Source organism: Avibacterium paragallinarum (assembly GCF_011765605.1).
GTDB classification, from domain to species: domain Bacteria; phylum Pseudomonadota; class Gammaproteobacteria; order Enterobacterales; family Pasteurellaceae; genus Avibacterium; species Avibacterium paragallinarum.
This window is the reverse complement of the sequence record NZ_CP050316.1, coordinates 1,053,008-1,070,196: the sequence shown is the minus strand read 5'-3', so window position 1 is coordinate 1,070,196 and position 17,189 is coordinate 1,053,008. Positions and strand designations below refer to the sequence as shown.

Here is a 17,189-nt window from a genome sequence, read left to right as displayed (position 1 = left end):
TTAACTTGAAAAAGCTATATTCTTTTTCGGTTATAAGCATTCATATGGCTTACATTAAATAATTTCTAAAATTAGGGGGGATTAATTAGATAGTACAAAATATTACTTAAATACTAATAAGGGAGTTTAATTATCTTTTATAAGGTGAAATTGTGTATAAGAGCTAGAAGATAGTTTGAAGCCTTCATATTCAAAAGCTTCAAACATTTTACTAAGAAATTATTTTTTCTTTTTCGCTTTCGGATTTGGTAAATCCGTGATTGAACCTTCGAACACTTCTGCGGCTAAGCCTACAGATTCGTGTAAGGTTGGGTGAGCGTGAATGGTTAAGGCAAGATCTTCAGCATCACAGCCCATTTCGATCGCAAGACCGATTTCACCTAATAATTCACCGCCATTTGTACCCACAATCGCTCCACCGATAATGCGGTGAGTATCTTTATCGAAAATTAATTTGGTTAAACCGTCAGCACAGTCAGAGGCGATAGCACGACCTGAAGCCGCCCAAGGGAATTTCGCTACTTCGTAGTTAATGCCCTCAGCTTTACATTCTTTCTCAGTCTTACCCACCCAAGCCACTTCTGGCTCAGTATATGCGATTGATGGAATCACTTTCGGATCGAAATAGTGTTTTTGCCCTGCGATAACTTCTGCTGCAACGTGGCCTTCGTGTACGCCTTTGTGAGCAAGCATCGGTTGCCCTACAATATCGCCGATTGCAAAGATGTGCGGCACATTAGTACGCATTTGTTTATCTGTATGGATAAAGCCGCGATCGTCCACTTCTACGCCAGCCACATTGGCATCAATCAATTTACCATTTGGTGTACGACCGATCGCCACAAGCACTGCGTCATAACGGCGTGTTTCGTTCGCTGCTTTGCCTTCCATTGAGACATAAATACCGTCTTCTTTCGCTTCAACTGCGGTTACTTTAGTTTCAAGTAGTAAGTTGAATTTTTTCTCGATACGTTTTGTGTAGATTTGAACAATATCTTTATCCGCTGCTGGGATCACTTGATCAAACATTTCTACTACGTCAATGTTAGAACCAAGTGCGTGATATACCGTACCCATTTCAAGACCGATAATACCACCGCCCATAATTAATAGGTTTTTCGGCACTTCTTTTAATTTCAGTGCGTCTGTTGAATCCCAAATGCGTGGATCTTCGTGTGGGATAAATGGCAATTGAATTGGACGTGAACCTGCTGCGATAATAGCATTATCAAAATGAATGGTGGTTTCGCCTTCATCACCTGCAACGATAATGGTGTTAGGGCCTGAGAATTTACCGTAACCGTTTACCACTTGCACTTTACGCATTTTTGCCATTCCCGCTAAACCGCCGGTTAATTGGTTGATTACTTTTTCTTTCCAACCACGGATTTTGTCAATGTCAGTTTGTGGTTCGCCAAACACGATACCGTGTTCTGCTAAAGATTTTGCTTCTTCAATAACTTTGGCAACGTGTAATAAGGCTTTAGATGGGATACAACCCACGTTTAAGCACACCCCACCAAGGGTTGAATAACGTTCAACGATAACGGTATCCAAGCCTAAGTCCGCACAACGGAATGCCGCAGAATAACCTGCTGGGCCTGCACCAAGTACAACAACTTGTGTTTTAATCTCTTTATTCATTTTTTACCTCGTTAAATTGTTGCGATTTTTACACCGCACTTTAACTAAACAGCGTTTCCCATTATCAATGAGAAACGCTAAGGAAATTACATTACTAAACGGCGAAGGTCGCTTAATACGCCATTGATGAAGGTGATAAATCTTGCACCATCTGCTCCATCGATCACGCGGTGATCGTAAGAGAGCGATAATGGTAACATTAAGCGTGGAGTAAATTCTTTACCGTTCCATACTGGTGTCATTTCAGATTTAGACACACCTAAAATGGCCACTTCTGGCGCATTCACGATTGGGGTAAATTGTGTACCACCAATACCGCCTAGGCTTGAAATGGTAAAACAACCACCTTGCATATCAGATGCAGTTAATTTACCTGCACGCGCTTTTTTCGAGATTTCGGCTAATTCACGTGAAAGCTCGATGATGCCTTTTTTGTTTACATCTTTAAATACAGGTACAACTAAGCCGTTTGGTGTATCTACCGCTACGCCAATATTGATGTATTTTTTCAAGATCAAGCTTTGTGCATCTTCAGATAAGGAGCTATTAAAGCGTGGATAAGCTTCTAAGGCTTTCGCTACCGCTTTCATAATGAACACAAGTGGGGTGATTTTTACATCAAGTTTTTGTTTTTCCGCAAGCACGTTTTGCTCTTTACGGAATTGCTCTAAATCTGTGATGTCTGCTTTATCCCATTGTGTAACGTGCGGGATCATTACCCAGTTACGGTGTAAGTTCGCACCAGAGATTTTTTGGATACGGCCTAATTCAACTTGTTCTACTTCACCGAATTTGCTGAAGTCCACTTTCGGCCAAGGGAGTAAGCCTAAACCTGCACCATTTGCAGCCCCTGTTGAAGCAGTTGCAGACACAGAATCACTTTCAACGGCTTTCACTGCGGCTTTTACATAGGCTTGAACGTCTTCTTTCAGGATACGACCTTTACGGCCTGTTCCTTTCACTTTGTCTAGGTTCACCCCAAACTCACGGGCTAAACGGCGAACCACTGGGGTTGCGTGTGCGAAACTTGCACTTGCTGTAACTTCTGCTTGGTTAGCAGGCTGAGCTGATTGTACTGGTGCCGCCGCTTGAGTTTGTGCAGGTGTCGCTGCTGGTTGAGCCGCTGGGGCTGCTGCAGGTGCTGAACCTGCTACTTCAAAACGCATAATTAATGAACCAGTTGAAACCTTATCCCCTGATTTCACTAAGATTTCTTTTACTACACCGGCAAATGGTGCAGGGACTTCCATTGAGGCTTTGTCGCCTTCAACAGTGATTAATGATTGCTCTTCAGAAACGCTATCGCCCACAGCAACCATAATTTCAGTTACGTTTACTTCATCACCGCCAATATCTGGAACGTGAACATCTTGTACACTACCAGATACTGCAGCAGGTGCTGCTGGTGCTTCAGCCGCTGGTTGAGCTGCTGGCGTTGCGGCAGTGGTTTCAAATTTCATTACTAATGAACCTGTTGAAACTTTATCACCTACTTTGATAAGAATTTCTTTTACCACGCCCGCAACTGGTGCTGGCACTTCCATTGAGGCTTTATCGCCCTCTACGTTCAGAATAGATTGCTCTTCTGCAACGCTATCGCCTACGTTTACCAAGATTTCGGTTACATTTACTTCATCGCCGCCAATATCCGGAACGTGAATTTCGATGACAGAACTGACCGCACTTTGCGTTGGGGCCGTTGAAGCTGGAGCGGCTTTTTCTTCCACTGCGGGAGCAGAAGCTGGTGCTGAATCAGCACTTTCTAAAATAAACATTGGCGTACCAGTTGAAACTTTATCGCCAACTTTTACTAATACTTCTTTAATTACACCAGCTTCTGGTGAAGGCACTTCCATTGATGCTTTATCACCTTCAACATTAATTACGGATTGATCAACTTCAACCGTATCACCAGCTTTTACCATCACTTCGGTAACGGTTACTTCATCGCCACCAATATCTGGAATTTGAATTTCTTTAGCCATTTTCTTTTTTCCTCAAAACTCCCCCAACCAAAGTAAGGGGAGCGATGTTAATTATGCGTAAAGTGGGTTAATTTTATCTGCATCAATGCCATATTTTGCAATCGCATCTGCAACCACTTTCTTGTCAAAGATACCTTGTTTAACTAGCTCAGCTAAGGCTGCAACCACAACATAATGTGCATTTACTTCAAAGTGTTCGCGTAAGTTTTCGCGGCTATCTGAGCGACCGAAACCGTCAGTACCTAAAACGCGATAGCTTTGTGCTGGCACATAAGCACGCACTTGTTCCGCATAAAGTCTGATGTAATCTGTTGCAGCTACCGCTGGTGCATCATTCATTACTTGAGCAATGTACGGCGTTCTTGCTTCCGCTTCTGGGTGCAGTAAATTCCAACGTTCTACATCTGCTCCATTGCGTGCCACTTCAGTAAATGACGGCACACTGTACACATCTGAGGTTACACCAAAGTCATTCGCTAATAATTGTGCCGCTTCACGAACGTGGCGTAAAATTGCACCAGAACCTAACAGCTGAACTTTGCCTTTACCTTGACCGGTTACGGTTTCAAATTTATAAATACCTTTGCGGATACCTTCTTCAGCCCCTTTCGGCATTGCTGGCTGGTCATAGGTTTCGTTCAAGGTGGTGATGTAGTAATACACGTCTTCTTGCTCTGGGCCATACATACGGCGAATACCGTCTTGGATAATAACAGGCACTTCAAACGCGAATGCAGGATCGTAAGAGATACAATTTGGAATCACTGCGGATTGAATATGGCTATGACCATCTTCGTGTTGTAACCCTTCACCATTTAAGGTTGTACGACCTGAAGTTCCGCCAATCATAAAGCCACGCGCACGTTGGTCGCCAGCCAACCACATTAAATCCCCAACACGTTGGAAACCAAACATTGAGTAGTACACAAAGAATGGGATCATTGGTACATCGTTTGTGCTGTATGAAGTGGCCGCCGCGATCCAAGACGCAGTTGCCCCTTGTTCGTTGATCCCTTCTTGTAACACTTGACCATCAATAGCTTCACGATAATAAGCCACTTGCTCGCGATCTTGTGGGGTGTAGTTTTGACCGTGTGGATTATAAATACCGATTTGACGGAATAAACCTTCCATACCGAAAGTACGTGCTTCATCAGCCAAAATTGGCACAATGTGTTTACCAACAGATTTATTTTTCAGTAATACATTTAATGAACGCACAAACGCCATTGTGGTTGAAATCGGACGAGATTGTGCTTCAAATAGTTGTGCAAACTCTTCTAGTGCTGGCACTTCAAGTGCTTGGCTAAAACGTGGTGAACGAGTTGGCACATAACCATTTAATGCTTGACGGCGTTCGTGAAGATATTTGTATTCTTCAGAACCTTCTTCAAATTTAATGTAAGGCAGTTTCTCAATATCTTCATCAGACACAGCGATATTGAAACGGTCACGAACGTGTTTAACACCCGACATATCCATTTTCTTCACTTGGTGTGCGATATTTTTACCTTCGGCTGACTCACCCATACCGTAGCCTTTTACGGTTTTCACTAATAACACGACAGGTTTATCTTTAACTTGTTTTGCTTTATTGAATGCAGCAAAAACTTTTAATGGATCGTGGCCGCCACGGTTTAATGCCCAGATTTCATCATCTGTCATTTCTGCCACTAAAGCTTCAGTTTCAGGATAACGACCGAAGAAGTGTTTGCGAACGTAAGCACCATCTTTAGATTTAAAGGTTTGATAGTCACCATCAACCACTTCCATCATTAATTGCAATAATTTGCCTGAGGTATCACGTTGTAATAAACGATCCCAACGACGCCCCCAAATCACTTTAATCACTTCCCAACCACAGCCGTTGAATTGAGCTTCTAATTCTTGAATGATTTTACCGTTACCTGTTACTGGACCGTCTAAGCGTTGTAAGTTACAGTTGATCACGAAAACTAAGTTATCTAATTTCTCACGCGCTGCAAACGCAAGTCCACCACGAGATTCCACTTCGTCCATTTCGCCATCGCCTAAGAAAGCGTAAACGGTTTGGTCAGCGGTGTCTTTCAAGCCACGATGATGTAAGTATTTTAAGAAACGTGCTTGATAAATGGCATTCAATGGACCTAATCCCATAGATACGGTTGGGAATTGCCAGAATTCAGGCATTAGTTTAGGGTGCGGATAAGAAGAAAGCCCTTTGCCGTGAACTTCTTGGCGGAAGTTGTCAAGTTGCTCTTCTGTTAAACGTCCTTCTAAGAATGCACGGGCATAAATCCCCGGAGAAATATGACCTTGGAAGAAAACTAAATCTCCACCATTTTTTTCTGTACGTGCTTTAAAGAAATGGTTAAAGCAAACTTCATAAATGGTTGCTGAAGATTGGAATGAAGACATATGTCCACCAAGCTCTAAATCTTTTTTAGATGCTCGTAATACCATCATAATCGCATTCCAACGAATCGCACCACGAATACGGCGTTCTAAATCTAAATTTCCTGGATAATTTGGCTCTTCTGAAGTAGGGATAGTATTAATATAATCCGTTGTTACCCCTGTTGGTAAAGAAACAGAATTAGCTCGAGCGTGTTGCATTAATTGCTCGATAATAAACTGTGCTCTTTCAACGCCTTCTTCACGAATTACTGAGTCGATCGCTAATAACCAATCATTGGTTTCGATCGGATCTACGTCATTTGTTAACATTTCTGACATAGTCTTTTCCTTATTTATCAAGTTAAAGTTAAGTTTAGTCTCTTAGGAAAGCTAAACAACGAATAGATAATTAAATACTTATAACCTGCCTATTCTACAACTATTAAAAGGAGTTTACAAATAATTAACAAAATTAATAAAATATATGAGTTTTGTTGAAATTTAAAAATTTTGGAAAATTAGGAATGAAATATCAGGATCAATTACAATAAAAGTACTCAATAACTCCTTGTTTAAAAATAAAATAGTCAATATTAGTATTATTTGTGTAAGATAAGAAAAAACCCATTTATATCAATAAATGGGTTTTCCGTACTAGAGTTTCTATTTTTTTAGAATAAGTATAATAGATTCGCCCGCAATCACTTCCCCCGTCTTCTTCTCAATATGGCTAATCTCATCCATATTTGATATCACTACTGGAGTAAGTACTGATTTAGCTTTAGATTCTAATACTTCTAAATCAAGCTCAATGATGGTATCACCACGCTTTACTTTTTGACCTTCGTCAGCAACGCGAATAAAGCCTTCCCCTTTAAGTTCAACAGTATCAATACCGAAGTGTACGAATAATTCAACACCATCTTCTGATTCCATTGAGAATGCGTGATTTGTTTCAAAGATTTTCCCTACCACACCATCAACAGGAGCTACAAGCTTATTACCTGTCGGGCGAATGGCAACTCCATCACCTACTATTTTTTCAGAGAAAACAACATCAGGCACATCTTCAATATTTACAATCTCACCAGAAAGCGGTGCGTATATTTCTACTTCAACTGTTTTACTATTTTTTGAACCAAATAATTTATCAAAAAAACCCATTTTTAGTCTCCTACTAGATAGATAGTTGAGCTATTCTATCCCAAAATCTGAATAATTGGTATTTAGTTTAACGCTTTTTCCACTAAAAAATCGGTTACCAATCTTTCAATATCTGCTGCTGTTGGTTGTTCCAAAGCAGCATCAGCCAGTACTTTTGCATCCTGATAATTTACATTACGAATTAATTTCTTAATTCTAGGTACAGAAATCGCACTCATACTAAATTCATCTAATCCCATACCAAGTAATAATAATGTCGCTTTTTCATCACCAGCAAGTTCTCCACACATTCCTGTCCACTTCCCTTCAGCGTGTGAAGCATCAATTACTTGCTTAATTAAGTTAAGCACAGATGGTGTCATTGGATTATAAAGGTGAGAAATTAATTCATTACCACGATCTACCGCTAAAGTATATTGGGTTAAGTCATTTGTACCAATACTAAAGAAGTCCACTTCTTTCGCTAAGAATTTCGCATTCACTGCGGCTGATGGCGTTTCTACCATTACACCAATTTGAATATTTTCATCAAACGCTTTTCCTTCATTGCGTAATTGTTCTTTCAATAAAGCAATTTCTGCTTTTAATGCTCGAATTTCTTCCACAGAAATAATCATTGGGAACATTACAGCCAATTTACCGAAAGCCGATGCTCTTAATACCGCTCTTAATTGAGCGTGTAAAATTTCTTTACGATCTAATGCAATACGAATTGCACGCCAACCTAAGAATGGATTCATTTCTTTTGGAAGATTTAAGTAAGGTAACTCTTTATCGCCACCAATATCCATTGTTCTTAATACCACTAAGCGGCCATTCATCGCTTCAACTACTTCTTTATAAGCAATAAATTGTTCTTCTTCTGTCGGAAGCTGATCACGATCCATAAAGAGAAATTCGGTACGATATAGTCCTACCCCTTCGGCACCATTACGCTCTGCACCATCTATATCTCGGATTGTCCCAATATTCGCCACCACATCGACACGGTGCCCATCTAATGTTAAGGCAGGTAAATCTTTTAATTTCGCTAACTCTTCTTTTTCCTCTTTCAATTGTTGCTCTAGTTTTCTTAAACGATCAATTTCTTCCTGTGTTGGATTGATATAGACCTGATTATTCACTGCATCAAGAATTAAGAAATCTCCCGTATTGACTTGTTGGGTAACCGTGTTCGTTCCAACAATTGCAGGAAGCTCTAAAGAACGAGCCATAATGGAAGTATGTGAAGTGCGTCCACCAATATCAGTAATAAAACCTAATACTTTATCAAGATTTAGCTGTGCAGTTTCTGAAGGAGTTAAATCATAGGCAACTAAAATTGCTTCTTCATTAATCTCACCAAGATCAACGATCTTCATACCTAAAATATTTTTTATCAAACGATTCCCAATATCTTGAATATCTCCCGCACGTTCTTTTAGGTATTCATCATCAATTTCTGATAGCATTGCCACTTGTTGAGCAATAATGGTACTCGCCGCAACGCCTGCATTCACTTTATTTGAACGAAGATAATCAATGATTTCCTCTTCCAACTCTTCATCTTCTAAAATCATTAGATGACCTTCAAAGATTGCTGCTTTTTCTTCACCTAACGAAGCATAAGCCCGATCTTTAATCGCAGTAAGTTGCTCTACTGCGGCATTTCTACCAGCATAGAAACGTTCAACTTCCGCTTCAATTTGATCATCTTGAATTTTTTGGGTATCAAGAACAATTTTTTCCTCTTTTAAAACAAGAGCTTTACCAAATACGATACCGGGGGACGCTGGAATACCTGAAATCATAATAACCTTCCGAACTAAAAAATAAATACGAAGTACATTAAATAAAAGAATAGCCACAAATAGGCTATATCAGCAAATATCTGTGGCTAAATTCAAATTATTCTAATGTAGGAATCAACGCAACTAGGTGATCTACTGCTTTTTGCTCATCTTCACCTTCAGCAGAAATTGTGATCACTGTACCTTGAGTTAAACCTAGAGTTTGTAATTTGAAAAGGCTTTTCGCACTTGCACTTTTTCCACCAGAAGTTACTGTAATATCTGAAGCAAATGCTTTTGCCTCTTTTACAAACTGTGCCGCTGGACGAGTATGTAGACCATTTGGAGCAGTAATTTCAACATCTTTTGAATACATAGTAAAATCCTCTTGATAAATTGTTTTTATATAAGTGTCATTTTAAAATTAAACACATTACAATATTGCTTAATTTTTGTATTTATTTCATTATTCAAAATAAATCTCGACGTAGTATTAAACTTAACGAGAGAATAATCAACCCTAATCAATATAAAATTTGAACTAAATCACAAAAAATAGCCCAAGACGACGTTTTTTTATGCGATCATTAACCTTTATTTAACCATTATCTTGAATAACGAAGCGCCTATTTCCTTTAATATTAGACAAGCTTTCAATTAAATTATGATAATTATTAAAGCGAATTGGATGAATTTTGCCCTTTTCAACAGCTTCTTTCAAAGCACATCCAGGATCATTCAAATGTTTACAATCTCTAAATTTGCAAGTCCCTAAAAAGTATTGAAACTCACGATAACCTTTCGTAATTTGATTCGCATTTAAATGCCACAAACCAAGTTCACGAATACCAGGTGAATCAATTAAATCTCCACCTTGTGGCAAATGATAAAGCCGTGATGACGTGGTTGTATGTTTGCCTAGCCCCGACAGCTCGCTCACCTCGCCCACTTGTGCATTCACTTCAGGCAAAATCGCGTTAATCAAACTGGATTTCCCAACCCCAGACTGCCCAACAAAAATAGAGGTTCCCGATGATAAAAGTGCGGTCAGATCCTGCATATGTTTTCCCGTTTTGGCAGAAATCATCATCGTTTGATAGCCAATGTCTTGATAAATTTTCAACTGCGTTTCAACCTGCTGACGCTGTTCTTCGGACAATAAATCCACTTTATTCAATAAAATCACCGCGGGAATATTGGCATTTTCACAAACCACCAAATAGCGATCAATAATGTTCAACGAAAGCTCTGGCACAACCGCTGACACAATAATAATTCGGTCAATATTCGCCGCAATCACTTTCAAACCATCGTAATAATCAGGACGAGTAATTTCATTTTTACGCGGATGAATAGCTTCAATCACTCCGCTAACCCCTTGTAATTGCTCATTACCTTTTCGCCAAATGACCTTATCGCCCACGACTAAATTAGATAACGTACGGCGTAAATTACAACGATAAATTTGTCCTTGCTCGTCTTCCACATCGGAGTGGACAGAATAACGCGTAACGACCGTTCCCTCTTGTGTTGGACCAAGCATCTCATCTTGCCATTCAATTTCTTTTTTCATTTTGAGTTTATGGCGTTGCAAGGCTCTCACATTATTTGATTTAATTCGACGCTGTTGATTGTGGGTTAATTTCTGTTTGCTCAACGATAAATCCTTAAAGTGCGGTTAGTTTTCAGTTAAAATATTCAAAATTAACACAAATTATAGGATAACTTATGCAGTTAGATAAACAAAATCTTATTTGGATTGATTTAGAAATGACGGGGTTAGATCCCGAAAAAGAACGAATCATTGAAATTGCTACCATTGTAACCGATAAAGATCTCAATATCCTTGCCGAAGGCCCAGTGCTTGCCATTCACCAACCCGACAGCTTGCTCGCAAAAATGAGCGATTGGTGTAAAAAAACTCACCGCGAAAATGGCTTGATTGAACGGGTGAAACAAAGCAAACTCAACGAACGTGCCGCGGAATTGCAAACCCTTGATTTCCTTAAAAAATGGGTTCCTAAAGGGGCATCGCCAATTTGTGGCAACAGCGTAGCACAGGATAAACGCTTCTTGTTTAAATATATGCCTGATTTAGCGGAATATTTCCACTACCGCTATCTTGATGTCAGCACATTAAAGGAACTTGCCTCCCGTTGGAGTCCTGAAATCCTCAACAACTTCAGCAAAAAAAATACGCATCTCGCATTAGATGATATTCGCGAATCTATCGCTGAGCTTGCCTATTATAGAGAACATTTCATCAAAGCCCCTTAACCTCCCCCCTATCCTCCATAAAAAAGCGGAGGATAGCGGCTTTCTGATCAAAAACCAAGCAAGTGAATTATTTTTTTATTCTTCCCCTTGCGAGATAAAAAATTTTTCGTATAATACGCCTCGTTCTTTACAAAATATGCGGGAATAGCTCAGTTGGTAGAGCACGACCTTGCCAAGGTCGGGGTCGCGAGTTCGAGCCTCGTTTCCCGCTCCAAATATCTTATCTCTTGCGGGAATAGCTCAGTTGGTAGAGCACAACCTTGCCATGGTTGGGGTCGCGAGTTCGAGCCTCGTTTCCCGCTCCAAAGTATATCTATATTATTCTAATGAACTTAAATTTTCTGTTTTGATTGTGTTCTTCATAGTTAAATAAAACTAAAAAGATAATGTAATTCCACTACCTTTTTAGTCTTTAAGTATCTATCCCTGATCAGACAATGCAGCTAATTGATCAGCTTGATATTCGGTAATAATCGGTTGGATTAATTCATCCATTTTGCCATTCATCACTTCATCTAAACGATAAATCGTAAGGTTAATGCGATGATCCGTAACACGCCCTTGCGGGTAGTTATAAGTACGGATTTTATCTGAACGATCACCCGAACCCAGTAAATTACGGCGTGTATCCGCTTGTTCTGCAGCAAGTTTTTCTTGTTCAGCTTGCACAATGCGAGAAGCCAACACCGACATTGCTTTCGCTTTATTTTTATGCTGTGAACGCTCTTCTTGGCATTCCACCACAATGCCTGTTGGAATATGCGTAATTCGCACCGCAGAATCTGTGGTATTAACGTGCTGTCCGCCAGCTCCAGATGAACGATAAGTATCAATACGCAAATCAGCAGGATTAATTTCTGGCAATTCACTTTCTGGCAACTCAGGCATCACCGCAACCGTACAAGCGGAAGTATGAATACGCCCTTGCGATTCAGTTTTTGGCACACGTTGTACACGATGCCCGCCTGATTCAAATTTCAGCTGACCATACACATTTTCACCGCTAATTTTTACGATCACCTCTTTATATCCGCCCTGTTCGCTTTCATTGGCACTGAGCATTTCCACACGCCAACGCTTACTTTCTGCGTAGCGGCTATACATACGGAATAAATCTCCTGCGAAAATCCCTGCTTCATCACCGCCCGTTCCTGCACGGATTTCTAAATAGCAGTTATATTCATCGTTAGGATCTTTCGGTAGTAATAAAATTTGTAATTGTGCTTCCACTTGCTCAATTTCGGCTTTACATTCTTCAACTTCTTCTTGTGCCATTTCACGCATACTCGGATCATCGAGCAATAATTGGGCTTCTTCCATATTGCTATTCAGCTGTTTCCAACGTGCAAAGCATTTCACTACGTCTTCAAGCTGTGCATATTCTTTTGAATAGGCACGAAATTTTTCTTGATCGCTAATCACTGAAGCATCACCCAATAGTGCTTCAAGCTCTTCGTGGCGTTCATTTAAGCTATCTAATTTACTAATAATAGAGGGTTTCATTTGTTAACCTATAAAATCCACTGACAAAAAACGGTACTATTCTAGCACAATTTCTCTTTAAATTTATAACCACAAGCCAAAATCATCATAGAACTTCTTAGAAAAAACCGCGAATTTCTTACCGCACTTTATTTTTTAGAATAAATAAAAAAGGCAAGCGATTCGCTTGCCATATTGAATTATTTTAAATTCCGAAATTAAAGTTATTTCCCAATCACTTCCAATCCGCCCATATATGGACGTAACACTTCTGGTACGGTGATGCTACCATCTGCATTTTGGTAATTTTCAAGTACAGCAACAAGGGTACGCCCAACAGCTAAGCCTGAGCCATTTAAGGTGTGAACAAGGCGTGGTTTTTTCTCACCTTTTACGCGGTAGCGTGCTTGCATACGGCGTGCTTGGAAATCCCACATATTTGAGCAAGAAGAAATCTCACGGTAAGTATTTTGTGCTGGCACCCAAACTTCTAAATCGTAAGTTTTAGCTGAACCAAAGCCCATATCGCCCGTACATAGTAACACTTTACGATAAGGCAGATTTAACAACTGCAACACTTTTTCCGCGTGGCCAGTGAGTTCTTCCAAAGCTTCCATTGATTTTTCTGGCTCTACGATTTGTACCATTTCTACTTTGTCGAATTGGTGCATACGGATCAAACCACGCGTATCACGGCCGTAAGATCCTGCTTCTGAACGGAAACAAGGGGTATGTGCGGTCATTTTAATTGGCAGTTCCGCTTGCTCTAAAATTTCATCACGCACAAGGTTGGTAACTGGCACTTCCGCCGTTGGAATTAAGGCGTAAGGTTGCTCCCCTTCTAGCGGTTTGGTGTGGAATAAATCTTCGCCAAATTTTGGCAGCTGCCCTGTCCCATAAAGGGTGGCGTGATTAACTAAATAAGGCACATAGGTTTCGCTATAACCGTGTTGTTCGGTATGTAAATCAAGCATAAACTGTGCCAAAGCACGATGCATTTTGGCAATTTGTCCTTTCATTACCACAAAACGTGCACCGCTTAATTTCACGCCTGCAGCAAAATCTAGCCCTTGTAAATGCTCACCTAAGGTAACGTGATCTTTCACTTCAAAATCGAAGGTTCTTGGCTCACCCCAACGAGAAATTTCTACATTATCGTTTTCATCGTTACCCAGTGGCACTTCATCGGCAGGAATATTTGGAATGCTAAGGGCAATTTCTTGCAGCTCTGCTTGCACGTCATCAAGTTGGCTTTTCGCCATACTTAATTCAATGCCCATATTATCTACTTCAGCCAATAACGGAGCAATGTCTTCCCCGCGTGCTTTTGCCGCACCGATGGCTTTGGATCGCGTATTACGCTCTGCTTGCAAGGTTTCGGTTTTCACTTGAAGGGCTTTGCGTTGATCTTCTAATTCACTAATGCGAGCCTCATCAAGTTCAAAACCCCGTCTGATTTTTAATTTTTCAGCTACTTCGGCAAGATTATTGCGTAATAAATTTGGATCAATCATTTTGTTACCTTTCTGAAAATAGAGATTGTCAATATAGCCCTGTATTCTAGATCGGATTGAAAAAATAAACTAGTTACTTGACGAGTTTATAGCGTTGAATTTGGCTTTTTTCGTCAAGTTGGCGTAATTTTTCTAATTTCTCACCGATCTGAATTTCCATTCCCCGTTGCGTTGGAAAATAAAATTTCGTTTCTTTCAAGGCTTCTGGAAAATAATTTTCTCCCGCCGCATAGGCATTTTCTTCATTATGAGCGTAACGATATTCCGCCCCATAGCCTAATTCTTTCATCAACTTCGTTGGTGCATTGCGTAAATGCTCTGGTACATCATAATCAGGGCTTTCCACTGCCATTTTCTTCGCTGCGTTAAAGGCTTGATACACCGCATTACTTTTTGGTGCAACCGCTAAATAGACGATTGCTTGGGCAATGGCGCGTTCCCCCTCAGCCGCTCCCACACGGGTGAAGCAATCCCACGCGGCAAGAGCCACTTGCATTCCTCGCGGATCAGCATTGCCCACATCTTCCGACGCAATCGCAAGCAACCGCCGTGCCACATAAAGCGGATCCCCCCCTGCGGTGAGAATACGTGCATACCAATATAACGCCGCATCAGGTGATGAACCTCGCACGGATTTATGCAAGGCGGAAATCAGATCGTAAAAGCGATCCCCTTGTTTATCAAAACGGGCTTGCCGTTCCCCCAGCACTTCCGTTAATAAAGTGCGGTGTAAAATTTTGCCATTTTTTCCCTCTTCTGCCATATCTGCCATTAATTCAAGGCTGTTCAAGGCCAAACGGGCATCACCATTCACATATTCTGCCAGCAACTGCAATACATTATCTTCCAGCACAAAATGTTCATTGCCTAATCCTTTCTCTTTATCCTGAATGGCTCGTTGCAAAACTTGCTCAATATCTTGGGGCGTGAGCGGTTTTAAAATGTACACTTTGGCACGAGAAAGCAAAGCGTTGTTCAACTCAAAAGAGGGATTTTCTGTGGTCGCTCCAATAAAAGTGACCGTGCCGTCTTCAATGTAGGGCAAAAACGCATCTTGCTGGCTTTTGTTGAAGCGATGCACTTCGTCCACAAACAAAATCGTGCGTTGTCCTGTTAGGCGATTTTGTTTAGCTCGCTCAATGGCTTCGCGAATTTCTTTCACTCCCCCCGTTACCGCTGAAATTCGTTCCACTTCAGCATTAATGCGTTGTGCAATAATTTCTGCTAAGGTCGTCTTCCCCGTCCCTGGCGGCCCCCATAAAATCATTGAATGAATATGCCCCGCTTCAATGGCTTTGCGTAATGGTTTACCTACACCAATCAAATGGCGTTGACCATAATATTCCTCTAAATTCGTAGGACGCATTCTCGCCGCCAACGGACGAAAATCATTCTCAGCGAAATCAAACGCAAAATTCGACATTGTTTTTTCTCAGAAAAGTAATGGGAAATTTGCGGGATTATAGCATAGAAGAGAGGGGAAATAACCTCTAGCAAGAAGAATAGAATCTGTTCGCATATCTTTCCTCGTAAAAAATAATATAGAGATTATTGAAAAATATAATCTCTATATTATAATTTTGCTATCATTCTATGGTTTGGGACTTATTATGGTGGTAAAGAAAAAATGGGAAGTCATTGCAACAGCGAGATTTAAAATATGGTTAAAAGAGCAAGATGAGGCTACAAGGATTTCTGTTTTTAATGCATTAAATAATTTGCGGTTCTATGGTCCTCAATTATCTCGTCCCTATGTAGATACCATAAAAGGTTCTCAATATCCCAATATGAAAGAGTTGCGTATTCAACATAAAAGCAAGCCACTACGAGCATTTTTTGCATTCGATCCGCTCAGGCAAGCAATTGTTCTATGTGCTGGAAATAAAAGTAATAATAAACAATTTTACAAACAAATGATTACGATTGCAGATGCAGAATTTACCGATTATTTAGCCACATTGGAGAAATAAAATGACACAATATACTACACTTGATGAGCTTATCGCTCAAGAATCCCCTGAAACACAACAATGCATTAAAGAAATGTCCGAAGAACTCATTCTAGAAACCGGTCTTGCAATGATCCGCGAACAACTCGCACTTTCACAAAAAGAATTAGCACAAGCGATTGGCGTTTCTCAATCTGCAATCGCTCAGATTGAACAACGCGGAAATGATGTGAAACTTTCTACGCTTAAACGCTACATTGAGAAAATGGGCGGTGAATTAAGCTTAACCGTCAAAATGCCTACGGGTTATAGCCAAATTTTTCCACTTTAAAAAACTGCGGTCAAAACCGACCGCACTTTTCTTTTATCATTTTCAACCAAACTATTTTTTCTTACGTTGATCGTCTAGTTCCACGCCTTTGGGTACGCTAAATTTAAACAGGCTATCTGCCAGTGGTTGGTTGGTGATGTTACGCAGGAGATATAAATTAGTTTGCCCGTCTTTTTCCGTGGTGCTGAAATTTTTCAGCACGCCTTCCCCATCGATGCGAATATCAAATTGTTTGATTTGGCTTTTGGCTGATTTCGGTTTTAAGGTGAAAGTATCAGCGTTTTGCTCCACATTATATTGTTTCCAATATTGAGTATCGTTGCTAGTTAAGAGAACAAAAGGCGTGTTATTCACCGCGTCTGCCACCCAATTTGCGGTAACTTGTTGCACAAATGGATCGTAAAACCAGAGAGTTTTGCCATCAGAAATAACTTGGCTTTCTTGCGGGGCTTGGTTGTCCATTCGGAATAAATTTGGGCGTTTGATTTGAATTTTGCCTTTTCCTTGCTGAATTTCTTTGCCTTTAGGGTCGCTGACTTTTTGCACATAATCCGCACTGAGTGCCTCAACTTTGTTTAAGCGTGCCTGCAATTCACTCACGGCATCAGCCCAAGCCAGTGGGCTTAAGCCTAAACATAAAAGTGCGGTCATTTTTACAGCCATTTTTTTCATAAATTTTCCTTTAATTCTAAAATAAT

Annotated in this window: 14 protein-coding genes and 2 tRNA genes; 5 read left to right on the top strand and 11 right to left on the bottom strand. The window is 40.4% G+C overall.

The features are described 5' to 3' along the window. Positions 1–219 precede the first annotated feature (219 nt). The 7 genes from lpdA to rsgA form a co-directional block, all read right to left on the bottom strand. Entirely contained in the window at positions 220–1,644 is a 1,425-nt protein-coding gene (lpdA, locus tag HBL79_RS05205) for a dihydrolipoyl dehydrogenase (RefSeq protein ID WP_035684710.1), read from the bottom strand. Between the two features lie 86 nt (positions 1,645–1,730). After that, positions 1,731–3,629, bottom strand: coding sequence for a pyruvate dehydrogenase complex dihydrolipoyllysine-residue acetyltransferase (gene aceF / locus HBL79_RS05200; protein WP_035684713.1), 1,899 nt, complete (start codon positions 3,627–3,629; stop codon positions 1,731–1,733). 51 nt (positions 3,630–3,680) lie between these two features. Further along, positions 3,681–6,344: a pyruvate dehydrogenase (acetyl-transferring), homodimeric type gene (gene aceE, locus HBL79_RS05195; RefSeq protein WP_035684715.1), complete on the bottom strand. Its 2,664-nt coding sequence runs from the start codon at positions 6,342–6,344 to the stop codon at positions 3,681–3,683. Positions 6,345–6,668: 324 nt separating this feature from the next. Further along, positions 6,669–7,169, bottom strand: coding sequence for a PTS glucose transporter subunit IIA (gene crr / locus HBL79_RS05190; protein ID WP_017807272.1), 501 nt, complete (start codon positions 7,167–7,169; stop codon positions 6,669–6,671). Positions 7,170–7,231: 62 nt separating this feature from the next. After that, entirely contained in the window at positions 7,232–8,959 is a 1,728-nt protein-coding gene (gene ptsI / locus HBL79_RS05185) for a phosphoenolpyruvate-protein phosphotransferase PtsI (protein WP_035684716.1), read from the bottom strand. Positions 8,960–9,056: 97 nt separating this feature from the next. Continuing rightward, positions 9,057–9,314: a phosphocarrier protein Hpr gene (gene ptsH / locus HBL79_RS05180; RefSeq protein ID WP_017807274.1), complete on the bottom strand. Its 258-nt coding sequence runs from the start codon at positions 9,312–9,314 to the stop codon at positions 9,057–9,059. 222 nt (positions 9,315–9,536) lie between these two features. Then, positions 9,537–10,595: a small ribosomal subunit biogenesis GTPase RsgA gene (gene rsgA / locus HBL79_RS05175; protein WP_035684717.1), complete on the bottom strand. Its 1,059-nt coding sequence runs from the start codon at positions 10,593–10,595 to the stop codon at positions 9,537–9,539. 71 nt (positions 10,596–10,666) lie between these two features. Between rsgA and orn the strand changes: the two genes are divergently transcribed. The 3 genes from orn (at position 10,667) to HBL79_RS05160 (ending at position 11,520) form a co-directional block, all read left to right on the top strand. Further along, positions 10,667–11,215: an oligoribonuclease gene (orn, locus tag HBL79_RS05170; protein WP_035684723.1), complete on the top strand. Its 549-nt coding sequence runs from the start codon at positions 10,667–10,669 to the stop codon at positions 11,213–11,215. 138 nt (positions 11,216–11,353) lie between these two features. Beyond that, positions 11,354–11,429: transfer RNA gene (locus HBL79_RS05165), tRNA-Gly, on the top strand. 15 nt (positions 11,430–11,444) lie between these two features. Beyond that, a tRNA-Gly gene (locus tag HBL79_RS05160) sits at positions 11,445–11,520 on the top strand. 115 nt (positions 11,521–11,635) lie between these two features. Here the strand turns inward: HBL79_RS05160 and prfA are convergent. The 3 genes from prfA to HBL79_RS05145 all read right to left on the bottom strand — a co-directional run bounded on the left by prfA (position 11,636) and on the right by HBL79_RS05145 (position 15,634). Continuing rightward, positions 11,636–12,718, bottom strand: coding sequence for a peptide chain release factor 1 (prfA, locus tag HBL79_RS05155; RefSeq protein WP_035684725.1), 1,083 nt, complete (start codon positions 12,716–12,718; stop codon positions 11,636–11,638). A 203-nt stretch (positions 12,719–12,921) separates the two neighbouring features. Next, positions 12,922–14,211, bottom strand: a complete 1,290-nt coding sequence (gene serS, locus HBL79_RS05150; RefSeq protein WP_035684727.1) for a serine--tRNA ligase — start codon at positions 14,209–14,211, stop codon at positions 12,922–12,924. A 73-nt stretch (positions 14,212–14,284) separates the two neighbouring features. Then, the gene (locus HBL79_RS05145) at positions 14,285–15,634 is read right to left on the bottom strand and encodes a replication-associated recombination protein A (RefSeq protein ID WP_035684730.1); all 1,350 of its coding nucleotides are present in this window, start codon (positions 15,632–15,634) and stop codon (positions 14,285–14,287) included. A 187-nt stretch (positions 15,635–15,821) separates the two neighbouring features. Between HBL79_RS05145 and HBL79_RS05140 the strand changes: the two genes are divergently transcribed. Both HBL79_RS05140 and HBL79_RS05135 read left to right on the top strand, forming a co-directional pair. After that, a complete protein-coding gene (locus HBL79_RS05140; protein ID WP_017806586.1) occupies positions 15,822–16,181 on the top strand; it encodes a type II toxin-antitoxin system RelE/ParE family toxin in 360 nt (119 codons plus the stop codon). A 1-nt stretch (position 16,182) separates the two neighbouring features. Beyond that, a complete protein-coding gene (locus tag HBL79_RS05135; protein ID WP_017806585.1) occupies positions 16,183–16,491 on the top strand; it encodes a helix-turn-helix domain-containing protein in 309 nt (102 codons plus the stop codon). A gap of 51 nt (positions 16,492–16,542) precedes the next feature. Here HBL79_RS05135 and lolA read toward each other — a convergent pair whose 3' ends face one another. Then, positions 16,543–17,163, bottom strand: a complete 621-nt coding sequence (gene lolA / locus HBL79_RS05130) for an outer membrane lipoprotein periplasmic chaperone LolA (RefSeq protein ID WP_035684733.1) — start codon at positions 17,161–17,163, stop codon at positions 16,543–16,545. Positions 17,164–17,189: the final 26 nt, after the last annotated feature.

Excerpts from the sequence above, each read along its gene's own strand:
- lpdA (WP_035684710.1), bottom strand. The coding sequence starts at position 1,644 with ATGAATAAAGAGATTAAAACACAAGTTGTTGTACTTGGTGCAGGCCCA.
- aceF (WP_035684713.1), bottom strand. The coding sequence starts at position 3,629 with ATGGCTAAAGAAATTCAAATTCCAGATATTGGTGGCGATGAAGTAACC.
- aceE (WP_035684715.1), bottom strand. The coding sequence starts at position 6,344 with ATGTCAGAAATGTTAACAAATGACGTAGATCCGATCGAAACCAATGAT.
- crr (WP_017807272.1), bottom strand. The coding sequence starts at position 7,169 with ATGGGTTTTTTTGATAAATTATTTGGTTCAAAAAATAGTAAAACAGTT.
- ptsI (WP_035684716.1), bottom strand. The coding sequence starts at position 8,959 with ATGATTTCAGGTATTCCAGCGTCCCCCGGTATCGTATTTGGTAAAGCT.
- ptsH (WP_017807274.1), bottom strand. The coding sequence starts at position 9,314 with ATGTATTCAAAAGATGTTGAAATTACTGCTCCAAATGGTCTACATACT.
- orn (WP_035684723.1), top strand. The coding sequence starts at position 10,667 with ATGCAGTTAGATAAACAAAATCTTATTTGGATTGATTTAGAAATGACG.
- prfA (WP_035684725.1), bottom strand. The coding sequence starts at position 12,718 with ATGAAACCCTCTATTATTAGTAAATTAGATAGCTTAAATGAACGCCAC.
- serS (WP_035684727.1), bottom strand. The coding sequence starts at position 14,211 with ATGATTGATCCAAATTTATTACGCAATAATCTTGCCGAAGTAGCTGAA.
- HBL79_RS05145 (WP_035684730.1), bottom strand. The coding sequence starts at position 15,634 with ATGTCGAATTTTGCGTTTGATTTCGCTGAGAATGATTTTCGTCCGTTG.
- HBL79_RS05140 (WP_017806586.1), top strand. The coding sequence starts at position 15,822 with ATGGTGGTAAAGAAAAAATGGGAAGTCATTGCAACAGCGAGATTTAAA.
- HBL79_RS05135 (WP_017806585.1), top strand. The coding sequence starts at position 16,183 with ATGACACAATATACTACACTTGATGAGCTTATCGCTCAAGAATCCCCT.
- lolA (WP_035684733.1), bottom strand. The coding sequence starts at position 17,163 with ATGAAAAAAATGGCTGTAAAAATGACCGCACTTTTATGTTTAGGCTTA.